A 23661-nucleotide genomic window follows, 5' to 3' on the forward strand; every position below is an offset into this window, starting at 1 on the left:
GAGGTGTTCCATGTGATCCAAATTCAGGATGTATCGTTTGAATATGAGAAAGAGCAGGGAACGCTTTCCCATATTGATTTGAATATCCAACAGGGAGAATGCGTTGTCCTTACAGGGGAGTCGGGCTGTGGCAAAACAACAGTGACAAAACTGATTAACGGCTTAATTCCTCATTTTGTCGAGGGCGGCACTTTATCTGGCCGGGCGATTGTAAACGGTATGGAAGTGCCGAAAACAGAAATGTACCGTCTGGCAGAGCAGGTTGGATCTGTGTTCCAAAATCCGAAATCTCAGTTTTTCAATATTGACTCGGACAGCGAAATCACTTTCGGTCTGGAAAATGCGGGTGTCGAACCAAAGAAAATCAAAGAGCGATATGAGGCCACTGTTTCCGCCCTGAAAATTCAATCGCTTTTGGGAAGGAACATTTTTTCCATGTCTGGCGGAGAAAAACAAAGTCTTGCGTTTGCCTCTGTATATGCCATGAACCCATCTATTTTTGTACTGGACGAGCCGACGGCAAATCTGGATGCTGACGCGATTGACACCTTACGCCAGCAGATTATCCAGATCAAAAAAGAAGGACGGACGGTTGTTATTGCCGAACACCGCCTGTATTTCCTGATGGACCTGATTGACCGCGCAATCTTCATTCAAAAGGGGAAAATCGTTCAGATATTTTCCGGGGATGAGTTTCGTAATCTTTCAGATGAGCAGCGTATCAGTATGGGGCTTAGAAGTCTTGTCCATCCTGTGCTGGAGCTGCCTCCCGCCGATCCGCCAGGAGCGCAGGAAGGCTTATCCGTAGAAAATCTTTCCTGTGCCTTTGATAAGCAGCCGGTATTCAGCGGCCTCGGCTTTTCTGCAAAACGGGGTGAAGTGTTGGGGATTGTCGGTCATAACGGCGCAGGAAAAACGACGATGACACGCTGCCTGTGCGGGCTTTTGAAAGAAGTGAATGGAACGGTCCGGCTGGACGGACAAACACTGAAAGCAAAACAGCGTAATAAGGCCAGCTTCTGCGTGATGCAGGATGTGAACCATCAGCTTTTTTCAGACAGCGTATGGAACGAATGTGAACTGGCGCAGCCGGATTGTCCGCCGGAGCGGATTGAAGAAATTCTCAGGTCTTTTGATTTGCTGGATTTCAAAGACCGTCATCCGATGGCCCTGTCAGGAGGACAGAAACAGCGCCTTGCGGTGGCAACCGCTATTCTCTCCGACAAGGATGTGCTTGTCTTTGACGAGCCTACCAGTGGGCTGGACTATCATCGTATGCTGGAAGTAAGCGACATGATCCGCAAGTTGAATGATGAAAATAAAGTTATCATCATTGTTTCCCATGATTTTGAGTTTTTGGGCCGGACTTGTGATAAAATATTTAATATGGAGGGATGCTCCAAAGAAACACCCTGTGGGTGTAACTGGAGGGCGTGAAAAGCACGCCAAACAGAGGAAAGGAGGCAGCGTCTATGCCGGAATTATTCCAGGAAATGTACTACGGCCCGAATGTTCAAAACCTGGTCGAGTCCGATGATTGTAAGGTCATGCGTTTAAGTGATAACTCCGGTGAAGGCATGATGACGCTCTATCATGTCTTTCCCGGTGTATTTCTCATGTATAATGATTTCCACATGAAGGAGTGCATTTCGGGCTTCCAGACAGATATGGATCTGCTCTGTATTGACCACTGCCGGGAAGGGCGCATTGAACAGGAAGTCGGCCAGAATGCCTTTAGCTATTTGGAGGCTGGCGATCTTCGGGTGGATCGCCGCATCCATCATTCCGGCAAGGTGGAATTTCCACTTTCTCACTACCACGGCATTTCCATTGGCTTTCAGATGGAGATTGCGGCAAAAGAAATCCCGGCCTCTATGAAAGGCTTTTCTGTGGATCTTTATGAATTGCAGAAAAAGTATTGCAGTGACCGTACACCCTATGTCATTCCAGGAGAACCGGCCATTGAGCATATTTTTTCCGAACTCTACAATGTGCCGGTCAAAATCAAAAAGGACTATTTCAAGATTAAGGTGTTGGAGCTGCTGCTGTATCTGGACGCGCTGGAACTTTCAGGCCATACAGAAGAACGCCCCTATTTTTATAAAGGCCAGATTGAAAAAATCAAAGCGATCCAGGCACTTCTGACGCAGGATTTGACAAAAAACTATACTTTGGAAGAACTCTCCGCGCGGTTTGATATTGCCCTGACCCCTATGAAAAACTGTTTCAAATCGGTATATGGCAGCCCGATTTTTACATACATGAGAAACTATCGCATGAACTATGCTGCCTCTTTACTGAAATCAGATAAGTCGTTGAAAGTGGCTGAGATTGCGGGACTTGTGGGATATGACAGTCCCAGCAAATTTGCGTCCGCATTTCATCAGACAATGGGGAAAACGCCGCTGGAATATCGAAAATCAATTATCTGATTGGAATAAAAAAGGCCGTGTGGAGCGGAAAGAAAAATTGAATTGTGATAGCATTGAGGATGGTTAGCGAAGATTAACCATCCTTTTTTCTTTGCTGGCTAAATTGATCGAGAGAGGTGAATTGATATGAAGCAGCAAAAAGAGCATTGGGTCAAAACACTTTTCTCTTTTGCAGGTCCCTGCAAGGGGAAAATGACCCTCTCGGTTTTGTGTGCCATTTTAAGTGTTGTCGGAGGCTTTGTTCCGTTTTGGGCGGTGTATGAAATCCTGCTCCTGTTCATTAACCGGACCGCTACTTTGAACAACATTATGCTCTGGTGTTTGGTGGGCGTGGGCGGATACCTGATCCGCGTCATCTGCTTTGGCATTTCCACAATTTTGGCACATATCTCCGCTTACACGATACTGGAAGGCATCCGCCTGAAAATTGCAAACCGTCTGATGAGGGCGCCTCTTGGCGAAGTAATGGGACGAAGGATTGGGTATTTGAAGAATATTATCATGGACAAGGTGGAGGATTTGGAGCCGCCTCTGGCCCACATGATCCCGGAGCTGACATCGAACCTGCTCCTTCCGATTGCCATTTTTATCTGGATGCTGGCGATTGACTGGCGTTTGGGCCTTGCAGTCCTGATTGCCCCGGTTCTGGCCATGATCCCCATGTTCTTTCTCATGCGGAACTATAACAGCCAGTACGCAGCTTATATGGAGGCAAACAATCATGTAAACAATGTCATTATTGAGTATGTGGAAGGCATTGAGGTTGTTAAGGCGTTCAATCAAAGCACCAGTTCCTATGAAAAGTTTGTAGGAGCGGTAAAGTCCTTTAAGGATTTTACTCTGGCATGGTTCAAGAGTACCTGGAAAACAATGAACCTGATGATGGCGATTATGCCCACCACCCTGTTGGGGGTACTTCCCATCGGTTTGCTGCTGGCGCAGAGTGGAAGTATCACGCCTGCTGAATTGGCGATGGGAATTATTCTTTCGCTGAGTATTGTCGGCCCGCTGATGAAAGCTACTACTTTTATCAACGAGGCAAAGTCAATGGAGTATGCAGTAGAAGCCGCAAATGAACTTCTGAACCTGCCTGTATTGCCGGACTCTGGAAAGATTGTTCCGATCAGGCACACAGATATTGTTTTACAGAATGTGTCTTTCTCCTATGATGGCACCGGGCAAAACGAAGTGCTGCATGACATCAGCCTGAAAATGCCGCAGGGAAGTTTTACAGCCCTGGTTGGGCCATCCGGCGGGGGCAAGTCCACCGTTGCCCGACTGATTGCTCGATTTTGGGATGTGACCGGCGGCAGTATCTCCATAGGCGGTACGAATATCAAGGAACTTTCCATCCGGCAGCTTTCCGAATTGGTCAGTTTCGTGACACAGGACAATTTCCTGTTCAACTGCTCTCTCAAAGAGAACATCCGCCTGGGTAATCCAAATGCTACGGATGAGGAAGTATATGCCGCCGCAAAAGCGGCCTGCTGTGATGATTTCATTGTCCGGCTGGAAAAAGGATATGATACCCCGGCCGGTGACGCTGGCAAGCGGCTCTCCGGCGGAGAAAAGCAACGAATTGCCATTGCGAGAGCAATCCTGAAAAATGCGCCTATTGTGATTTTGGACGAGGCAACTGCCTTCACTGACCCGCAGAACGAAGATAAAATCCAGAAATCCATCATGGCCCTTTCCAAAGGAAAGACCCTGCTGGTGATCGCACATCGTCTGTCTACCATTCAAAACGCAGATCAGATTGTCGTTCTGAAGAAAGGGCAGATTGTTGACTGCGGAAAGCAGGAGGAACTTTTGGAACGCTGCCCGCTTTATACAGATATGTGGCAGGCGCATATTGGCGCAAAGAACTGGTCTGTGGGCGAGAAAAAGGAGGTGGGTGTCAATGTTTAAGTCAATGAAACGCATTATCCGATGGGCTGGTAAATATAAAGGCCGCCTCTATCTTGGCTCTGTGTGTTCCTTTTTCAGCAGTTTGTCTACTGCCATTCCTACAATGGTAGCCGCATTCGCACTGGATAAAGCGATCCAGGCATACTGGACGAATACTGCGATTGATACTGTTTTAATCTGGCAAATGCTGGGGATCATTATTGGCTCGATTGCACTGAACTTCCTGCTTTCTTATCTCCGGGCAGTATTGCAGGAAAGCATTGGATATGAAGTGGCCGCCGGACAGCGCATTCATTTGGGCGATGTACTGAAACGGGTTCCCCTTGGATACTTTTCGCAGAACAGTGTCGGTGACATTCTGGCAGGTGTTACCACGGAATTGTCTACTTTGGAATTACAGGGCATGAAAATGGTGGATGTCATCATCAATGGATACGCAAAGTTTATTGCCATCGTTTTATGTCTGATCTTCTTCAGCCCCGTTGCTGCGGTTATTTCCATTGTCGGCGTTGCTCTTTCGGCGCTGGCTTTGCAAGGGATCAGCAGACACAGTGAAAAAACCGCTGCAACAACCCATAAAGCAATGGAAGATATGTCCGGCGCAGCGATTGAATACATCCGGGGACTTTCCATTGTGAAGTCTTTTGGACAGGAAGGAGCCTCTATTGAGAACTTTCGTAATGCCAGTAAAGACCTGAAAGATATTCATATCAAGGTGGAAAAAGGCTTTACCCCCTTTAACTGTCTGCATTTGTTTGCCTTAAAACTGGCTTCGATGGGAATTGTCTTTATTTGTGCATGGCAGGCGTTGCAGGGACAAATGAGTATAGCATTCTTCCTGATGTTTGTTCTGTTCTCTTTTGTGATGTTTGGCAGCGTGGAGAATATCAATGACGCAGCCCATATGCTTGGAGTTGTGGACTCTGCTATGAATAAGCTGGAAGCATTGGAGAATGTAAACTATATCGACCAGGATGGCACCGACATAAAACCGGCAACCTATGATATTGAGTTTAGGGATGTTTCTTTCGGATATGACAGCCGGATTGTTCTGCATGACCTGAACTTCAAAATTCCGCAGAATAGTACAACGGCCATCGTGGGGCCATCTGGCAGTGGAAAATCTACGCTGTGTAACCTGATTGCCCGTTTTTACGATGTTAACAGCGGAATGATTACCATTGGTGGAACGGATATTCGCAGATTTACCTGCGATAGTCTGCTCAAAAATATCAGTATGGTTTTTCAGAATGTCTATTTGTTCCGGGATACCATCAAGAATAACATTAAATTCGGCAGCCCGGACGCTACGGATGAGCAGATTGTCGCCGCCGCAAAAGCCGCCCGCTGTCATGACTTCATAATGGCTTTGCCAGACGGATATGACACGGTGATTGGTGAAGGGGGTTCTTCTCTTTCCGGCGGTGAAAAGCAAAGAATTTCTATCGCCAGGGCAATGCTCAAGGATGCTCCCATTGTTATCTTGGATGAGGCAACAGCAAGCATTGACCCTGAGAATGAGCATTTGATCCAGGAAGCTATTTCTGCCCTGACACATGGCAAGACCATTATTACGATTGCCCATCGCCTGGCTACGATTGAAAACGCCGACCAAATCCTTGTGATTGATGGCGGGACGGTGGCCCAGAGAGGTACACATAGGGAACTGCTGCAACAGGAAGGGACTTATAAAAAGTTCATCCAAATCCGTGAACAAGCCGAAGGCTGGCGGATAGAGTAAGGGAGGTCTTAATGAAACTTCATGCGTCCGGGGAGGACTACCTGGAAACCATCCTTGTTCTCCAAAAGAAACTCGGTATGGTACGCTCCGTAGATGTGGCCCGGCACATGGAGGTGTCAAAGCCCAGCGTGTGCCATGCAGTGGCTACCTTGCGGGACGGCGGCTTTCTCACGATGGACGAAGATCACTTTCTCCATCTGACCGATGTGGGCCGCGAGGTTGCCGAAAAAATCTATGAGAGACATTGTTTCTTTACCGAGCAGCTTATTGCCGCAGGTGTTGACCCCAAAACTGCGGAGGCCGACGCCTGCCGGATTGAACACATCATCAGTGATGAGAGCTTTTCACGGCTGAAAGAGGCAGCCGAACAAGAACAGGACTAAATTAAATAATCGAGACTATCCTGCCCCGGTAAACGGGGAAAGAAAAAAACCGTTGCTGGGGTAGGTAGTTTCGTGCGCCCATTACATAACTTTATCCAGACGGCGGTTTTGAAATACATTTCAAGGCCGCCGTTCTCTATGCCCTTATGAGGATGACGACCCTGTGCTGAATGTAACGGCGGCTTTAGGAGGGAGCCGCCGTGAAGCGAGAACAGCTTCGACATAATTCGGCAGGGATTTACCTGCCAAAAAAAGCCAGGCCGCCAACCGGCCCCCATCTGCTTATGAACAGGCACTATCGTGGATGGTTCATAAGACCTATAAGACGCATATAAAAAGCGCCAGCCACCGTACATCGGAAGCTGGCGCTTTTCCTTGTCGTTTTTTCGGGAATTTCCCCGAACGGTGTCGCCCGCCGCCTTCGTTTCGGTTCACCCGTCAACCAGTGAATTGAAACGGAGGTACATAATGCAGAAGATCAATCTTCGGGAGCTGTATCCCGATGTGTATAAAACCGATGTCTTTGTGGATGTGGCCGAGGAAGTGCTGGCCGCGATCCAGGGACAGGAGCAGGGCGATGCGGCCTATGAGCGTCGGAAGTTCCGGCACAAGGCCCATTACTCTCTGAACCGGGAGGATGGCATTGAAAACGATGCCCTCAACCGGCCGCTCACCCCGGAGGAAATTCTGGAGCAGAAGCAACTGCGGGAAGAAGTGTATGCTGCGCTGATGAAGCTGCCCGCCATCCAGGCCCGGCGTATCTACGCCCGGTTCTACCTGGGCATGACGGTGGCCGAGATCGCCCAGATCGAGGGCACCGACCGCCGCCGCGTGTGGGCGAGCATCCGTCGCGGGCTGAAGAAGCTGGCGCGCCTGCTGGACACAGCCCGATAACCTGACCGCCGCACAGCGGCAAAAAAAGAGCCGGTGGGGGATTTTTATTCCTCCACCGGCTTATTTCTCCTCTGCTTTTTTATCTTGGTCACATTCGTCTGCCTGCGTCATCTCTTTTAGTTCATCAGCCAGCGCACGGGCCGAGTTTAACAGCGCCTTTCTGGCCGCCGGAGGGCACGAAAGGTAGAGCTGCCGCATATCGTTGGCGGATTGTTCATCTTCGGGCAGATCAAGATTCATCAGGGAGTCCAAGGACAAATTCAAAACTTTACCAAAAGCACGCAGAACCTCAAAAGAAGGGTTCTTTTCCCCTCTTTCACAACTTTGAACGTGCTTCAGCGAAACATGGCTCAAATCAGCGAGTTCCTGTTGTGTAAGTTTTTTCACCTTACGGGCTTTTTGAATTCGCCGTCCCAGTTCTTTTAACATCTCCATAGGTACTATCGTCTCCTTAATAATATTTTATCGTTCCCATTCTCTGTCTGGAAGAACCTTATAGGAGGCTCGTTTGGGCACGATAGTACCTATTTTATTTTGTTTACCAGATGCTTGCTCTGTGTACAGCCCCGGCCAGGCGGCAAGGCTAAAAATTTTTTCAAAAAATTTGCGTAACAGGCAGGACAAATCGCCTGTTTTTGTCATGGTTATCAAGAAGGGGATTTTTCCTTCGCTGATCTTTGACAACCGAATACACGGCAGAACAGGTACATAACCCGCGTATGAGCGAGTGCAGGACGCCGCGAAGATGGAACAGCCAGGAGGTGATGGACAAGCTGTTTCGGAGCGATCAACGGCCCTGTACCCCGGATGGTGGCACATCCGGCGCGATGAGGACGCGGGGGCTTAAAGATACTTCCTCACGGCCCGCCAAAGACTTGGGGGGAACCCTGCGGCGCACGCTATGAACGACGTTGCGGAGTTATGACAGCCGCGCCAGCGGAGACCTGTTCTGTCCCCAGCGTCAGGGATGCGTGGCAAATGTGGCGTGATAACCAAATTGTTTTCGCGGCGATTCCCCATCGGTGCATGAGCGCCGATGGGGGTTGCCTTTCAAAGTTAGATACCATGCGCTGGCAGTTTCGGCTGCCAGCGTATTCATGTAACTTTGAACACGACCACAAAGAAAGGAGTATCCCTATGAGCCAGTTGATGCAAACTTGTTCACCAGCTACAACCGATGAATTGGTTGACATCCGTGAAGTTGCGGTAGATAAGGCACTACCCAAAGAGGAACGGATTGCAGCCTTTCTTCACCAAATCAAAAATCCATATCGTTTCCGCTGCGGCGATTTTGTGGTAAACGCTGCTTTTGCCAACAACGGGGTCACATTGGAGGAATGCCTGCAAGGGATTTTGAGATGATCGACATCCTCGATTTTTTCCAGAGCCCATGTTACGATGGACTTGGAAAAGGATGAAAACTGAAAACCTCAAAAACCTCTCTTTTCTTGCGGGAGCTTCCGGGAGGAAAGGAGTGCTTTTTCATGCCAAAATATCAGGCAACCTCTTACATTCGTCTGTCTTACACAGATGACCGCTCCAGCGAGAGCGACAGCGTTACCAATCAGCGAAAGCTGATTGAGAATTTTATTGAACGGAACCCGGACATTGAAATCATATCCGAAAAAATCGACGATGGTTACAGCGGTATCATTTTTGACCGTCCGGCGTTTAAGGAAATGATGCAGGATATTACCGATGGCAAGATCAACTGCGTCATAGTCAAAGACCTTTCCCGCCTGGGGCGGGAATACATCGAAACCGGGCGCTACCTGCGGCGGGTGTTTCCCGCTTATGGAGTCCGTTTTATTGCGATTACGGACAACATCGACACCGCCCATGAAAACAGCGGGGACGACTTGACCGTATCCGTCAAGAACATTATGAACGAAGCCTACTGCCGGGACATTTCCATCAAAACCCGTACCTCTTTGGATATAAAGCGGCGGAACGGAGATTTTGTTGGGGCTTTCCCTGTTTACGGCTATATGAAGTCAGAGGAAGACAAAAACCTGCTTGTACCAGACCCGTATGCGGCCCGTGTTGTCCAGGACATTTTCCGTATGCGCCTGGATGGGACAAGCGCACTGCGGATCGCCACTACCTTAAATGAGATGGGCGTCCTGTCGCCACTGGCCTATAAGAAAAACAACGGTTTCCCTTATGCCAAACATGGATACACAGACAAAGAGGACTGTAAATGGTCTGCTACGACGGTTATCCGCATTTTGCAGGACGAAACCTATACTGGCACGCTGGTACAGGGAAAACAGGGTACGCCGCACTATAAAATCAAGCAGATGGAGCAGCGGCCATCCTCTGAATGGATTCGCGTTCCTGACGCTCATGAGGCGCTGATCCCCAAGCAGGATTTCGAGCTTGTTCAGCGTATCCGCAGACTGGATACCCGCACGTCACCAAAGAAAGACACTGTGTATTTGTTCTCCGGCATCTTAATCTGCGGCTGCTGCGGGGCGCGCATGACGCGGAAAACGAACCGGGTCAAGGGCAAGGAATACCACTATTATTACTGCCCCACCGGGAAAAAGCATGGCTGTGCCAATCCTGTGATGCTCAAGGAGAGCGATCTGGTGGAGTGTGTCAAAGACAGCCTGAAGGGGTACATAGACAATGTGACCTGCCTGCAAGCCATTCTGGACGGCATCGACCAGAGCAGCATCAACCAGGCGCTGGCGAATGAATACGCTTCCCACATCGCAGCCAATGAGCGGCAGTTGGCGCAGGCGTTGGAGTTTAAGGCCCGCCTTTACGAAAACCTGGTTACCGGCACAATCAACAAAGAAGAATACACCGATTATAAAGCCAAATACACAAGGGCTGCGGAAAATGCGAAAGAAGCGATCCGCACTCTGAAAGATAAGCTGTCCGATGTGTTGGAAAACCGAAGTGAGCGAAACCGTTGGATTTCTCATTTCACGCAGTTTTCCACGATGGAGACCCTGGACCGCAAAGCTGTGGTCCACATGATACAGAGTATCAAGGTGATTGGGAAAAAGGAACTGGAGATCACCTTCACATATCAGGATGAATATCAGAAAGCCATTCAGCTGATTCAGCTGGCGGAGCAGACAAGCCAAAGAAAGGTGGGATGATTTGTGGCAAGAAAAAGCAGAAAAGAAACCGTGGTGCTTCCTGCACCGGAGATAGATACAACTTGCCGTGCCGGAGTTTATGTGCGGCTTTCCGTTGAGGATAAGCATACCCGTACTGCCTCTATTGAAACCCAGCAGTTGATTATCGCCCGGTGTCTGGAGCAGAACCCGGAAATCATCGTGGTTCAAACCTACATTGACAACGGTGCAACGGGTACGAATTTTCACCGGCCCGGCTTCCAGCAGATGCTCTCCGATATTGAAGCGGGCCTTATCAACTGTGTCATTGTCAAAGATCTTTCCCGCCTGGGGAGGAATGTCATCGACACTGGCTACTATATCGAGCGGTATTTTCCTGCACAGGGGGTTCGATTTATCGCTGTGAATGACCGCTATGATTCTTCCTCCCCGGATCATGCCCATGATGGCATCATCATTCCTCTGCGGAACATGATTAACGAAGCCTATGCGCTGGATATAGCGAAAAAGATCAAAGCGCAGCAGCGGCAGGCAATGAAAGATGGCAAGTACGTTGGCGGGCGTACACCCTATGGATATTTGAAAGCCCCCGATGATTGCCACCAGCTGATCGTTGACCCGGTGGCGGCTGAGGTGGTCAAAACTATGTTTCAGTGGGCCGCTGAAGGCGATGGCCTGAACACTATTGCGGTTCGATTAAACGAGGCCGGAGTCCTCGCCCCAAGTCACTATAAGAAAAGGCTGGGCGAGATTACCCATGAGAATTTGATTGGAAATGGGAATTGGCAGACGCGCACGGTTGCCAAAATTCTCCGGGCAGGCGTTTATGCCGGCGATCTTGTGCAGGGCGTTTCCAAGGTCATCGACCACAAACAGGTCAGGGCCAGCGCCGATGAATGGACGGTCGTTCGTGATACGCATGAGGCCATTGTGAGCAGAGAGCTGTTCGATGCTGTACAAAAAGTCTTAGACTGTGCCGCACAACAGGCCAAAGACAGGGAAATACATTCCTGGTCCCCCAATCTTTTGAGAGGGAAAATTTTCTGCGCCCACTGCGGACACAGCCTCCACCGGCAAAAATGCGTCCGCAAAAAGACGCCGGATGTATATGTCTACCATTGTATCAGCAATAACCGCATCAAAAAGGGTGCTTGCCCCGGCGTTTTCATTGATGAAATGAACCTGCTGGATGCGTTGGCGGATATATTGCAGGAACAGCTCGATACCACGCTGGGGCAATACTCCCTCAGCCCGGAAAATCTCTCCAAAGAAGCTAAGGAACAGAAAAGTATTCAGGATAAAATTGCCAGCCGGAAACAGGAAATCCAACAGCTGCGTACCTACCAGCGCGGATTGTATGAGGGTCTGATCCAGAACCATCTGTCACAAGACGAGTATTTTGCCTTAAAGGACAAGTACGAAGCCAAAATCGAGGCGGTCAGCAAGGAAATCGAGCAGCTGAAAGCAGGGCTTGCGATTATTGCCAGGCAGCTGGAACAGTATAAAATGCTGTCCCAGGATGCACAGCATATCAAGGAAGATCGCCATCTGACGGCAGCCCTGATTGACCGGCTGATTGAACGTGTGGAGGTTTCCAGGGAGAAACAGATTACAGTTCATTTCCGTTTTCAAAGCGAATTTGAGCATTGCGAGGAGGTGCTGAACCAATGCAGAAATATGTAATCGCCCTATATATCCGTCTTTCCCTGGAGGATTACAAATACGACAGCATGAGCATTGAGAACCAGCACCTTGTGCTGAACGAGTTCGTTTCTTCCATGCCGGAGTCCACTGACGCAGAGGTTCTGGAATTTATCGACAACGGATATAGCGGGACAAATTTTGAGCGTCCCAAAGTCCAGGAACTGATTGAACTGGTTCGGGCCAATCAGATTGACTGCATCATTGTCAAAGATTTTTCTCGATTTGGGCGAAACAGCATCGAAACCGGATACTTCATCGAGCGGGTGTTCCCATTGTTTCACACCCGGTTCATCTCCATCAATGACGATTTCGACAGCGATCAGCACAAAGGCGATACCGGCGGGATGGATGTGGCTTTCAAATATTTGATCAGCGAGTATTACAGCCGCGATATGTCCATGAAAACCAAAAGCGCCAAGTACGCCAAAATGCAGCGCGGAGAATATCAGAGTAAGATTTGCCCGTATGGGTATCGCAAAAGCGCCGATGGCAGAATGGAGCCAAACCCGGAAACTGCTGCGGTGGTACAGCTCATTTTCCAGCTTGCGGCAACCGGCATTGGGGCGGCAGCCATTACCAGGGAACTATTTAAGCGAGGCATCCCAACCCCAGGGGAATATAAAGCCGCTCATGGACAGCAGTACCACGATGTCTCACGCTCTCGTGGCCGCTGGAGCAGTTCTACGGTTCTCCACATCCTGGAGGACGAACGCTATATCGGTTCCTACGTCATTGGACGGCGGGCAGTCATTGAAGTGGGAGGTACACGGAGCCGCATGAAGGACCGTGACAAATGGTTCATTATTCCCGACCACCATCCGGCAATTATTGAGAAAGAGCTGTTTGAGAAGGTGCAGGCCGTGCAGCGCCGGTTTTCCTTACCGACCCGGAAAATCAGGGAGTATCCACTGAAAGGCAAGGTCTATTGTGGCTGCTGTGACCATGCACTTTCCCGCATTGCTCAAAAGAAGCCGTTTTATATGTGCCGTCATTCGACTGCCGACGTAAACAGCCGCTGCCATACTATACGAGCGGACGCTGCCGGGCTGGAAGAAGCGGTGCTTATCACATTGAAAAAACAGCTGGAAATCCTGCTGCCTGCACATGAGGACGGAACCCTTCACCTGGACGCCACCGCCGCTAAATGCTCCGAATATGAGAAACAGTTGGAAGATTTGAGGGATCAGAAGCAAGCTCTCTTTGAACGGTATCTCCTGGGGCAGATCGAGCTGGACACTTATAAATCGCGGAAAACAGATTATGACGCAGAAATACGGAAAGTCAAAAATGCCTATGCTGCTGTCACCGCCCAGGCAAAACTGAAGCGAGAAGAACAGGACCGCCAAAGCAACCGGCAAGAGATCGTTCACTCGATTGCAGAAGCGGATGCGCTAACTTCCGAGCTGACCGATCTGCTGATTGAAAAGGTATATATATTCCCCGACAACCGCATTGGGATTGTTTACAAGGTCCATGACCGCTTTGAATAACAGACGAAACAAAAACAGAAACCCCAGGCTATCAAATCCACAATCTTGGTAGCTTGGGTTTTCTGCTTTTCAGAATTATATTTTTTTGTCGTGTGCTTGACATACGGGTGGCGAAGGTCGTGGAAACGGATTTTTTTCAGCCCGTTATTTTTCAGTGTGATCTCAAAATGTTGGGTGATAAAATTTGGCTTCACAAGCTCGCCCATCGCATTGACATAGATGTAATCAAGGTACTTCTGGCAATAGGCTGTTCCACACACCTTCTGATTGACCAGTTGCTCCTGTCTGAGCCGGTGCAGTAATTCCTCAAAAGGCGGGACCAGCGGCAGCGTGCGATAGCTGGATTTCGTCTTGGTTCGGTCTTTCTGGATCGTGACTTCCTTACCGTCCACCGTAACCTGCGTTACTGTGTGTTTAATGGTGAACGTCTTTTTTTCAAAGTCGATGGCGTCCCATTTCAGTCCAACAACCTCACTGCGGCGCAAGCCATAAAATGCGGCAAGAATAACAGCCAGCTCAATCGGGTCGCCACGCACCACATTGAAAAGAGTTTCAAGCTCATCCTGATTGTAGATAGTAGCAACGTATTTGGCCTTTCTGGGCCGTTCCACGCGGTCGGCAGGATTAGACTTAATCAGGCCGATTTGGAACGCATATTGCAGGCATTTGCGAATGTTCGCGTGGCGGTGGATGACCGTATTCGCGGATAGCCCTGCGTTCAGTTCTTGCTGATAGTATTCCTGGATGTACTTTGGGTGCTTTTCCAGGTCTTGAAGCGTGAGCTTTTTGTCCTGGAAATATGGGATGATGCTGCTTTTGATGGATGTGCAGTAGGAAGCATACGTTGTGACTTCCACGCTGTTCTTCATCATATCCAGCCATTCCAGCAAAAAATCCGTAAACAGAATCGGGGCTTCATCCGCGCAGGGATTGACCTGCGCCATGATGTTTTCTTTGACCCATTCCAGATCGACCGCATATTGAAAAGTCGCAACGATGATCTCATGGTACATCAGCAGCTCATTGGCAGTCGCTTCGTTTTGCTGACGCTCATGGCGGTAGAAACTCTCCAAGTCTCTGGCCGTCATCTTTAAGAGAGCTATCGGATGGTCCTGGAAATAGGGCATGATGTAGTTTTTGATGTCGTAGGCATACTCAGCATAGGTGCTGGTGCCAAGCGCCACAGCTTTGTCCTTGAGCCATTTAGAGAGGAAGTCCGTGAAAAGCATATCTGCATTTTCCATAAGGTTGTCCGGGTTAAATTCTTTGCGTGTTTTGAGCAATATTGCCTCCGCCCGCTTCTTATTGCCTTTGACCGGCAGCCCGGTACTAATGGATTTGCCTTTGCGCTTTCCATCCTTGCCTTTCCAGCTCAGAATCATTTGATAGTAACCATTTTGTTCTCTCAGGTGTCCTGCTACCATTGTTTTCCTCCTTCCAAGCAGTAGCTGTATTCACCCGCTGTTGACGCTTATATCGTAGCAGTTGCGGAAGAATGCGGCAAGGATACGGATTAGCGCACCTCCACTTCCTCGGTCAGCGTCAGCTGGTATTGGGCTGCGAAGATGCGTTCCAACTCCGCCTGGGCGCTTGCCCGCGTGTAGCCCTGCAAGACGGCGGCCAGATAGGCCGCCAGCTCATGCGGGTCGTGGCCGATCATGTCCAGGTCATAGTAGGGTACGCCGTATTCGTTCAGATACCGGGCAATCTGATTGAGGTTGCCGCCGATCCTGCCGTACTCGGCTGTCAGCTTCCCGACAGCGGAAAGCAACTCGTCATTGACCGACGACACATGGACAACCGGGCGTATGGTCGCCCGCCGTATCGCCTGCCGGAGAAATTCGGACTGGCTGATACCATAGGGCGCAAGCCGCGCTGTGAAGTCGGCATACTCATCTTCGGACAGCCGGGTTTTCACAACGCGGCTGCGGTGGGGCGTGTTGTATTTCTTTCGCATGGTGTGACCTCCTTTCTCGCCCGTAAGGGCGCATGAGCAGGGTTTGGGGAAGGCACTCCCCAACAAGTTTCCCGCGAGGGGCAAAACTGCAGAATTGCGGATTTTGGCACCGTGGTAGAAACTTGCTCTCCGTGACTGCAAACTTTCTCTCACTTCCGTCCGCCACTTTTTTGGAAAACTGCAACCACAAAAGTTTGTTTCTCTTTTTCTGCTACTACTAATCCTGTAAAGGGCATTCCTGCCCGCTTTCGCTAAAATGACACCGGACGCAGTGGTTTCTACCCGGTGTTGGAGAAATCCTTTCTCTTTGCCCTCTACTACGGGTAAATGCTCCAAATGCCAAACACCAGGGCAGAAAAATTCCCTCCTCGCTTACTACTACAACCGGCAGGGGGCAAAATGGCCGGGAGCGGAGCCGGACAACAAAAAAAGCAGTAAATCTTTTTCAAGACTTACTGCTTTCGCTGGCCGCGTCGGTGGCGGCTGGTATTCAGTTTTTATGACTTGTCCGGTGGTTCGTCAAGCCGGAACTTGAATTGACAGTCAATTAACCGCTGCTTTACATAGTCCTCCACCTCGGCGTTGACCTGCCCGTTCACTTTTGAGAAATAGCGGATATATCCGGCGTAGTGGAGCAGGACAGCGTTCACGGCTTCTGGGTCGCCCTCACGGGCTTTGAGGATTGTTTCATAGGGGAGAAGTCTACTCATACCGGCTCACCCCCATTTCTTCGCGTAGCCGCTGCAAGGCAAGCTGGATATGCCGCCCCGCTGTGCTGCGTGACCGGCCAATACACGCGCCGATCACGCGCTGCGGCTGGCGCAGAAAGTAATAGCGCAGGATTTCTTCCCGCGTCTGCTCCGGCAAAACAGAGATCGCGTCGGCAAGGGCGGCGTTGCAGAGCAGGACGGTCTGACCGCAGACGGTAAATGGGTATTCCTCGTCCGGCTCCGACGCGGCAAACTGGACAAACTTCTCGTTCATCAGATAGTCAAGGGAAACTTGCCGTTCCCATTGCCGTTTAAGCTTCAAAATCTTGTCCAAGGCGGCACAGCGGATAACAGTCTTGCAAAAGGCGTTGTACCTGCGCTGGATATATTCTTGATAGGCTATCTGGTCGGTCATGGAAATTCCCCTTTCTGAATAATAGTGCGGGGCGGTGGCACTTCTTGCTGTCGCCCCTTGATTGCCTACCAGCAAAGGCGGGCGGGGCTGTCAACGGCTGCGCATATGCGCCGTTCATCTTGACCGTTGACTGGCTCGGCTGGGTTTGCTATTTACCCGACAAACTTGAATTTATTTTAAGCTATCACGTTTTACCTTCTTAAGCCTTACTATCATTACCATAGGAATTTCTTTGTTGGTTTTAAAACATTCTTCATAAAATCCATCAATGACAAATCCAGCTCTAAAACAAAGGTTAAAAATATCTTGTATGGAACGATGATAATAAATCTGCTCTTTCGGTTGCCCTTCAATCGCTATATCATAGTAACTGTGCGGTGTCATATATTTTTCAGTCAACGTGACAAAACAAGGGTGTTGCGTTGCAAAGACAAAAATTCCGCTTTCCTGCAACAGTTCATAAACAGCCATAAGAAGTGGTTCAATATCCGTAATATCCATAATTGCCATATTAGAAACTGCTTTCGTAAAGGCTCGATTTCTTTTTAATTCTAATATACTTTTTCTATCGGTCGCATCCGCCACACAAAATTCAATTTGTTTTGCATATTGTGATTGCCGTCTTTTAGCCAATTCTATCATTTTTTTGCTGTAATCAAAAGCGACAACCGAAGCGCCTCTTTGTGCAAGATACGAAGAATAATTTCCATTGCCACACGCAATATCCAAAATGTAATCCGCAGGATTAGGAGATAGAAGTTCCGTTACTTTGGGACGCACTACCTCTCTGTGAAATTCATTAGATTCGTCACCCATTGCATTATCCCAAAATTGTGCGTTCTCCTCCCAGATTTTTTTACTTTCCTCTGTTCCCATGTTCTCTCCCACTCCCCAAATTTGCTTTTTTGCTTCCATTAAATCTTCCTTACTATATTCCATTGTTACCCTCCATAACTTCTGATTGTTGCCGTCTTGACGATTATGTATCTTTACATTACCTTCTGAAACATATGGCGCACCTTGTCCAGGCGGCTGTTTGGACGGCGGGGCTGGATGACCGGCTGACCGACAGCGGCCTGATATCCTTTCAGCTCTGTAAGGCATACGCTCCGCCCGTTGGTGTAAAAGGCCAGATCAGTACGGTATGCCTGTATACAGCGGGCGGGAATCTCGCCAGTAAAGACAACTTCATCCTTTTTTACCTGGGCCGTTTCGATGGTGGCACAGTATTTCGGTGCATCATGATAAGCCCTGGAAAGGTATTCCTGGGGCGCATAGAGGATGAAGGAGAGATAAGGTTCCAGCAGCTGCGTCCCCGATTCCTTCAATGCCTGTTCCAATACAATCGGGGCCAATGAGCGGAAGTCCGCCGGCGTGCTGACCGGACTGTAATAAAGCCCGTATTCAAAGCAAATCTTACAGTCCGTTACGTTCCAGCCGAACAAGCCCTGCTCCAGCCCGTAACGGATACCATCCCTGACAGCGTTTTGAAAACTCTGGTTCAAGTATCCCAGCGAAACCCGGCTCTCGTATTGTACACCGGAGCCAAGCGAGAGTGGTGTAACAGACAGTCCTATGGATGCCCAAAACGGGTTGGGCGGCACCTCGATATGGATGGTGTGGCTGGCTGCTTTGAGCGGCCGCTCCATATAAATGACGGAGGGTTCCTTTACCACTGTTTCAAGCTTGTATTTTTCCGACAGCAAAGCGGAAACAACCTCCAACTGCACCCGGCCCAAAAAAGAAAGAATGATCTCATGGGTGATGGAATCCACTTCGCAACGCAAAAGCGGGTCAGTATCCGCAAGTTGCGTAAGAGCGTCCAGCAGCCGTTCTCTTTGCGCTGCCGTTTTCGGCGCAATCGTCGTCCGCAGCATGGGGAGGGGGTCCTCGCGCCACCTTTTACGAGGGAGCCGGGTTTGGTCCCCTAATACATCGTTTAACCTCACGCTGTCGCTGGGAAGGATAACAATTTCACCCTGATAAGCGGTGTCTGTCCGAACAATTTCCCCTTTGGATGGAATACGCATCTCTGTGATTTTCAGCTTTTCTCTCCCGGCCAGGGCCACCGTATCCCGCAGGCGCAGCGTTCCGCTGTATAACCGTAGATAGACACGCCGCTGGCCGCAATCGGTGTACTCAACCTTGAAAACGCTGCCGCATAGGGCGGCGCCCCCCTGTTCCCCAATCGGTTGGAACAGCCCTGTCACCGCATCCATCAACGGTTGAATGCCAAGGCCATTTTTGGCGCTGCCATGATAGACTGGGAACAGGGAGGCGTCTTGAACCCGCTGCTGTTCCTCCCGCGCAAGTTTTTCCCGGCTGATTGGTTCTCCTGCGATATACTTTTCCAATAATTCATCGTTATTTTCGATGACCGCATCCCATGCTTCTATGTCGGTATTTTCCTCCAGGACTATTTCCGGGGACAGCGACACCGTCTGCTTGATGATAATATCGGCGGAGAGCTTATCCCGAACAGACTGAACCACGCTCTGCAAATCAACGCCAGCCTGGTCGATCTTGTTGATAAAGATAACGGTGGGAATGTTCATTTTCCGCAGGGCATGGAACAGAATACGGGTCTGGGCCTGCACGCCATCTTTAGCGGAGATCACCAAGATGGCCCCATCTAAAACAGCCAAAGAGCGGTACACCTCCGCCAAAAAATCCATGTGGCCGGGCGTATCCACAATGTTAACTTTACATCTGTGCCACTGGAAGGAAGTGACTGCCGCTTGAATGGTAATCCCACGCTGCCGCTCCAAAAACATGGTGTCCGTCCTCGTTGTCCCTTTTTCGACGCTCCCCGGTTCTGAAATGGCTCCGCTGGCATATAGCAGGCTCTCCGTCAAGGTCGTCTTTCCAGCGTCTACATGGGCAAGAATTCCAATATTGATTATTTTCATGTGATTGTCCTCCCTTTACAGCCCCAAAGGGCATAAAAATCCCCAGCAGTAAAATACTTTTACCACTGGGGATTATAAGTTGCGGACATACACATATACAGCATACACCTGTTTGTGATTGCTGTTTTTGGGGATATGTCAAAATTGATAAGGCAAAAGTATTCTTAAATTGGGTACAAAAAATAAGCCCCTACAAAAGGAGCTATCATAATCCTTTGTTCCCACTATTTGATTATAGTTTTATTTAAGAATACCTTGCCGCATATTTTTTACTCCTTTTCTGGATTAAATCATTGTATCACATCAGTTTTAGGAAAGCAAGTACCTAAAAGAAATTTTTCTTCCCCTTATATGTAACAATCATACCGGCTTCCTAGCGTTCAGAATGTTTTCTGCTGTCTGCTGTGGTGTTTGGTTGGAATTGTCCAACCAAAAGCCGATCCGTGGTGTTGTCTGCATTTTACTAAATACAAATTCAATGTATACAGAAAGATATAAGGAGTGGGAGGGATTCCGCCGTAGTTGGCATTGTAGGAAAATCCAAAAGTTTAGATTTTCCCACAATGCTTATCTTTTGGTCTTTGGTTCGGAATAGTGTAGTGCTGGCGGTCTATCTCTTGTTTTCGGTTGCTTGCTTCCTTACCGTACATGAGCATTGGCACCAGGGTTGTCGTTGCCGTAACCTTCCAAGAGGTTAATCACGCCCCACACGCCGAGACCGGCACCGAGGGCGATAACGAGGGTCTGGAGAACGGTGATTGCCTGATTAAAAAATTCCATAAATAAAGTTGGCCGGAATCTGTTTTGAAATTGGTTTTTAGTCATGGTTCATAGGCATACAAAAGCCGGACAATCTGCCGCCCGGTTTTCGGGCTGGCTGACTCCGGCCTTCCTCCTTTTTCATTTTTTGATAGAGATCGTCCGCTTTGTACGCCGATGGCCCCGTCCGGGGCGGTTGTGGCGGGTAGATAGGACCCCTCCTTTCATAGCGGAACATCAATCGTCGGCTGCGGCGTCGATCTCATACACGTCGCAGACCTGGTTGGGTTTCAGCTTCAGCCTGGCCCGCAGGAAATCTTCAATGCTGAACGCATTTTTCGGGTCGGCGTCGGCGGTGTACTTGTAGTTGGGGTGCTGGGTGATGTCGTACTTGTCCGACAGAAACGGCCGCACCCCGCGCAGCTGGAGGATGCACTTGCCGCCGTCCATGACGGCCAGCTCATCCTGGCTCATCAGCTCTTTGCCGAGCTTCTGGTAGTTGAGCGAGTGGGAAGTTTCCCGCCCACGGCTCTCGCCGGTGTTGTAGGTGTCGATGGTCTCCTTGCCCAGCACGGCGGCCAACTCTTTGAGCGTGGTCGGCTCCTTGCCGCCCAGGAAGATGGAGCTGTCCATATTGCCGATGATGGTATCAGCGTTGTCCTTGTAGATGGCCTTGAGCTGGCTCTGCGCCTGCAACACCAGACAGGCAGAGATTTCTCGACTGCGGATGGTGGCGACCAACTTCTCCAGCTTGGGGATCTGGCCAATGTTGGCGCACTCATCAATGAGGCAGCGCACATGAACCGGCAGCCGCCCGCCGTACACATCGTCGGCCTTTTCACAGAGCAGGTTGAACAGCTGGGTGTAGCACATGGAGATGAGGAAGTTAAAACTGTCATCGGTGTCGCTCATAATCAGGAACAATGCGGTTCGTCGGTCTCCCAGGGTGTCCAGCTCCAGCTCGTCATAGGCTGTGACCTCCCGCAGCTCGGCAATGTCGAACACCGCCAGCCGTGCGCCGCAGCTCACCAAAATCGACTTCGCAGTTTTGCCTGCGGCCAATTTATATTTGGCATATTGGCGCACCGCAAAGTGGTTGGGTTCCCGCTCTTTCAGCTCATCAAACATCAGGTCAACGGCATTTTTGAACTCCTCATCGTCCTCCCGGACCTCCATGCTGTTTATCATCTCGATGAGTGTGGAAAAGTTCTGTTCCTCCACCGGGGCCTCGTAGTGGATGTAGCCGATGAGCGCGCAGTACAGCAGCGTCTCGGCCTTGACCCAGAAATCGTCCCCGGCCTTGCCCTCGCCCTTGGTATTGGCGATGAGCGTTGTCACCAGCTTCAAAATATCCTTTTCGCTGTGAATGTAGCTGAAAGGGTTATAGTGCATGGACTTCTTGAAGTTGATGGTGTTCAGCACCTTGATCTGGTACGGCTCATAGATGACTTTGCCGTTTTTGTCCTTCACCGGCTTGCCGTCCTTGCCCAGCTTGGGCGCGCCCCGCTGAAGCATTTTGCCGCACTCCACCAGGATGGTGCCCTTTGGGTCGGTGACCACATAGGAACTGTGCATCTGCATCAGATTGGGCTTGAGCCAGAAGCGGGTCTTGCCGGAGCCGGAACCGCCGATGACCAGCACGTTTTTGTTGCGGGCATACTTGGGGTTCTTGGGGCGGCTGGACATGGTGAGCCGTTCGGTCTGGGTCAGAATGACATTATTCTGGAACACCGGGTCGATGTAGGGGGCAATATCGTCATGGGTGCCCCAACGGGCCGAACCATACTCCACATTGTGGCGGTACTTCTTGGCGTTCTTACCGTGCAGATACACCGCCAGACGCAGGCCGGCGCCGCAGCACAGGCCAACAGCCAGGTCCAGCGGGTGCAGGCTGGGCCACCAGCTTCCCAGGGCCACCGGCAGGGTGGAAAAGAACGAGAGCATTTTGGCCGAGGCATCCGCCCCAACAGCCAGCCGCCAGGCTTCGCCCAAGTTGGTGGCAAACAGGCCCAGCAGAAAATAGGGCAGGTTCAGCAGCACCAGTTTTTTTACATTCAGCTGCTTCATCGTTCCAGCTCCTTCCGCTTTGTCCTGTCCACCACCGCATTTTTAATAAGCTCCTTGAAGTGGCTGAGCTTCTCCAGCACCGACGGGCGCTCGCTGCGGTCGGCCTTCTTGACCTTCCTCTGGGTGTACTCCGAGAATGCCGCCGTCAGGGCGTCGGCATCGCGGGCCTTGAAGAAGATCAGGTACTTGGGCGGCGAGGTGCTGCGGTCCTTTTTCACCGCATAGTCCACGCCGTACTTGCGGGCGATGCGCTCAAAATCCCGAATGGACGGGTCGTTGATCTCGATGTTGGAGACGCCCTGGTTCTGCCCGATGAGCTGCTTCACCGTCTGCTTGCCCTTCGGGGTAACGGGAGAATCCCGGCTGCGCTGCTTTTCCAGCTTTTTCTCCCTGCGGTGGGCCATGTACTTGGATATGGCGGCCTTGAACAGCCTGCCGGTGAACTTGGTGCCGCTGACTACCAGCGTCAAAGTCCTGTTTTCCACTTCCTCCTGCATAGGTCATCCCTCCCTTCGTCGGTTATGCAGTGGATGGTCTTGAATACTAAGGCGGGACCACCAGCCGCCGCAAAAGATACCGGCCCGTCATACCGTCACCAGAATCAGGTCACGCAGACCGGCAAAGTGCAGTTTGCCCTTGGGCGTCACCAGCGTGTAGGAGCCGGTGTGGCCGTTGCGGTAGTAGTCCCGCACACAGAACAGCCCATCATTGGCGCTCTTGGCGTAGGGCAGCACGCAGCCGGAAGGAGCGCGGTAGACAAATCGCCGTTCCAGCAGGAAGCGGACGAACCGCCGCTCCGGCACGTCCAGCTCCTTGGCGGTGGTGCGCAGGTTGGTACTGTGGTGCAGGTCGATGAACAGGTCATAGTAACGGTACACATAATTCATTCCTTTCTTGGTAGATGGCAGGTTTACGGGTGACGGCGTTTCTTTCTCGGTTTGAAATCGAGGATATGGCCCTCTACAACGTGGGCATACCGCTTGATTTTGATTTGCTGGCTGCGCTGGGCGTCCAGGGCCTGCCGGTAGCCGTCCTCGGTGAGAAACAGGCGAACCTCATCGCCGGGGCTGCCGTAGGGGGTACGGGGCTTGCGGACCGCAAATTCAATCATCCATCGGGTGCTGTCCTGAAATCGCTCCACAGCCAAAATGTTATGTCCTTTCAGCTCACGGGCTGAAATATCCCTCATAGGCTCTCCTT

At 50.4% G+C, this 23661-nt stretch carries 21 protein-coding genes and 2 pseudogenes; 11 read left to right on the top strand and 12 right to left on the bottom strand.

What is annotated here, in order from left to right; translation table 11 throughout:
• Positions 1–3: 3 nt before the first annotated feature.
• The 6 genes from NQ490_RS11455 to NQ490_RS11480 all read left to right on the top strand — a co-directional run bounded on the left by NQ490_RS11455 (position 4) and on the right by NQ490_RS11480 (position 7358).
• Positions 4–1437 (top strand): ABC transporter ATP-binding protein, encoded by a 1434-nt coding sequence (locus tag NQ490_RS11455; protein WP_007045933.1) that lies wholly within the window; start codon positions 4–6, stop codon positions 1435–1437.
• 35 nt (positions 1438–1472) lie between these two features.
• On the top strand, positions 1473–2432 hold the full coding sequence (locus NQ490_RS11460) for a helix-turn-helix domain-containing protein (protein ID WP_007045934.1): 960 nt from the start codon (positions 1473–1475) through the stop codon (positions 2430–2432).
• Positions 2433–2558: 126 nt separating this feature from the next.
• Entirely contained in the window at positions 2559–4340 is a 1782-nt protein-coding gene (locus NQ490_RS11465) for an ABC transporter ATP-binding protein (protein WP_007045935.1), read from the top strand.
• Complete coding sequence (locus tag NQ490_RS11470) at positions 4333–6081, top strand: ABC transporter ATP-binding protein (protein ID WP_040917452.1); 1749 nt, start codon at positions 4333–4335, stop codon at positions 6079–6081. The genes NQ490_RS11465 and NQ490_RS11470 overlap by 8 nt, the downstream gene beginning before the upstream one ends.
• Positions 6082–6092: 11 nt before the next feature.
• Positions 6093–6464: a metal-dependent transcriptional regulator gene (locus tag NQ490_RS11475; RefSeq protein WP_007045937.1), complete on the top strand. Its 372-nt coding sequence runs from the start codon at positions 6093–6095 to the stop codon at positions 6462–6464.
• Between the two features lie 468 nt (positions 6465–6932).
• Entirely contained in the window at positions 6933–7358 is a 426-nt protein-coding gene (locus NQ490_RS11480) for an RNA polymerase sigma factor (RefSeq protein ID WP_007045938.1), read from the top strand.
• Positions 7359–7418: 60 nt separating this feature from the next.
• Here NQ490_RS11480 and NQ490_RS11485 read toward each other — a convergent pair whose 3' ends face one another.
• A complete protein-coding gene (locus tag NQ490_RS11485; protein WP_007045939.1) occupies positions 7419–7793 on the bottom strand; it encodes a helix-turn-helix domain-containing protein in 375 nt (124 codons plus the stop codon).
• A 73-nt stretch (positions 7794–7866) separates the two neighbouring features.
• Here NQ490_RS11485 and NQ490_RS11490 point away from each other — a divergent pair, with 73 nt between their 5' ends.
• The 5 genes from NQ490_RS11490 (at position 7867) to NQ490_RS11510 (ending at position 13644) form a co-directional block, all read left to right on the top strand.
• A complete protein-coding gene (locus NQ490_RS11490) occupies positions 7867–8070 on the top strand; it encodes a hypothetical protein (RefSeq protein ID WP_007045940.1) in 204 nt (67 codons plus the stop codon).
• Between the two features lie 425 nt (positions 8071–8495).
• Positions 8496–8720 carry a DUF6870 family protein gene (locus NQ490_RS11495; protein ID WP_242654968.1) on the top strand — a complete coding sequence of 75 codons (225 nt, stop codon included), beginning with the start codon at positions 8496–8498 and terminating at the stop codon, positions 8718–8720.
• Positions 8721–8842: 122 nt separating this feature from the next.
• Positions 8843–10471: a recombinase family protein gene (locus NQ490_RS11500; protein WP_007045942.1), complete on the top strand. Its 1629-nt coding sequence runs from the start codon at positions 8843–8845 to the stop codon at positions 10469–10471.
• A 3-nt stretch (positions 10472–10474) separates the two neighbouring features.
• The gene (locus tag NQ490_RS11505; RefSeq protein WP_040917454.1) at positions 10475–12133 is read left to right on the top strand and encodes a recombinase family protein; all 1659 of its coding nucleotides are present in this window, start codon (positions 10475–10477) and stop codon (positions 12131–12133) included.
• 47 nt (positions 12134–12180) lie between these two features.
• Positions 12181–13644: a recombinase family protein gene (locus NQ490_RS11510; RefSeq protein ID WP_320415295.1), complete on the top strand. Its 1464-nt coding sequence runs from the start codon at positions 12181–12183 to the stop codon at positions 13642–13644.
• Here NQ490_RS11510 and NQ490_RS11515 read toward each other — a convergent pair.
• From NQ490_RS11515 to NQ490_RS11565, 11 genes and pseudogenes are all read right to left on the bottom strand, one after another.
• A complete protein-coding gene (locus NQ490_RS11515) occupies positions 13617–15068 on the bottom strand; it encodes a tyrosine-type recombinase/integrase (protein WP_147644638.1) in 1452 nt (483 codons plus the stop codon). The two genes, NQ490_RS11510 and NQ490_RS11515, sit on opposite strands and share 28 nt — an antisense overlap.
• 89 nt (positions 15069–15157) lie before the next feature.
• The gene (locus NQ490_RS15410) at positions 15158–15601 is read right to left on the bottom strand and encodes a plasmid mobilization protein (protein WP_007045946.1); all 444 of its coding nucleotides are present in this window, start codon (positions 15599–15601) and stop codon (positions 15158–15160) included.
• A 497-nt stretch (positions 15602–16098) separates the two neighbouring features.
• Entirely contained in the window at positions 16099–16311 is a 213-nt protein-coding gene (locus tag NQ490_RS11525; RefSeq protein ID WP_002586615.1) for a helix-turn-helix domain-containing protein, read from the bottom strand.
• The gene (locus NQ490_RS11530) at positions 16304–16726 is read right to left on the bottom strand and encodes a sigma-70 RNA polymerase sigma factor region 4 domain-containing protein (protein ID WP_002586616.1); all 423 of its coding nucleotides are present in this window, start codon (positions 16724–16726) and stop codon (positions 16304–16306) included. The genes NQ490_RS11525 and NQ490_RS11530 overlap by 8 nt, the downstream gene beginning before the upstream one ends.
• A 171-nt stretch (positions 16727–16897) precedes the next feature.
• Complete coding sequence (locus tag NQ490_RS11535) at positions 16898–17665, bottom strand: class I SAM-dependent methyltransferase (protein ID WP_002586626.1); 768 nt, start codon at positions 17663–17665, stop codon at positions 16898–16900.
• A 50-nt stretch (positions 17666–17715) separates the two neighbouring features.
• Positions 17716–19635, bottom strand: coding sequence for a tetracycline resistance ribosomal protection protein Tet(W) (tet(W), locus tag NQ490_RS11540; RefSeq protein WP_002586627.1), 1920 nt, complete (start codon positions 19633–19635; stop codon positions 17716–17718).
• 651 nt (positions 19636–20286) lie between these two features.
• Positions 20287–20415, bottom strand: a pseudogene (locus NQ490_RS11545) (Maff2 family mobile element protein); the annotation flags it as partial.
• A gap of 216 nt (positions 20416–20631) precedes the next feature.
• The gene (locus tag NQ490_RS11550; RefSeq protein WP_007045949.1) at positions 20632–22461 is read right to left on the bottom strand and encodes a VirD4-like conjugal transfer protein, CD1115 family; all 1830 of its coding nucleotides are present in this window, start codon (positions 22459–22461) and stop codon (positions 20632–20634) included.
• Positions 22458–22958 carry a PcfB family protein gene (locus NQ490_RS11555; protein WP_007045950.1) on the bottom strand — a complete coding sequence of 167 codons (501 nt, stop codon included), beginning with the start codon at positions 22956–22958 and terminating at the stop codon, positions 22458–22460. Before NQ490_RS11555 ends, NQ490_RS11550 begins: the two co-directional genes overlap by 4 nt.
• 87 nt (positions 22959–23045) lie before the next feature.
• Positions 23046–23330: pseudogene (locus tag NQ490_RS11560) on the bottom strand (phage antirepressor KilAC domain-containing protein); the annotation flags it as partial.
• A 41-nt stretch (positions 23331–23371) separates the two neighbouring features.
• Positions 23372–23650, bottom strand: a complete 279-nt coding sequence (locus tag NQ490_RS11565) for a DUF5720 family protein (RefSeq protein ID WP_007045952.1) — start codon at positions 23648–23650, stop codon at positions 23372–23374.
• Positions 23651–23661 lie beyond the last annotated feature (11 nt).

Origin of the sequence: Subdoligranulum variabile (assembly GCF_025152575.1) — a bacterium.
GTDB lineage: Bacteria > Bacillota > Clostridia > Oscillospirales > Ruminococcaceae > Gemmiger > Gemmiger variabilis.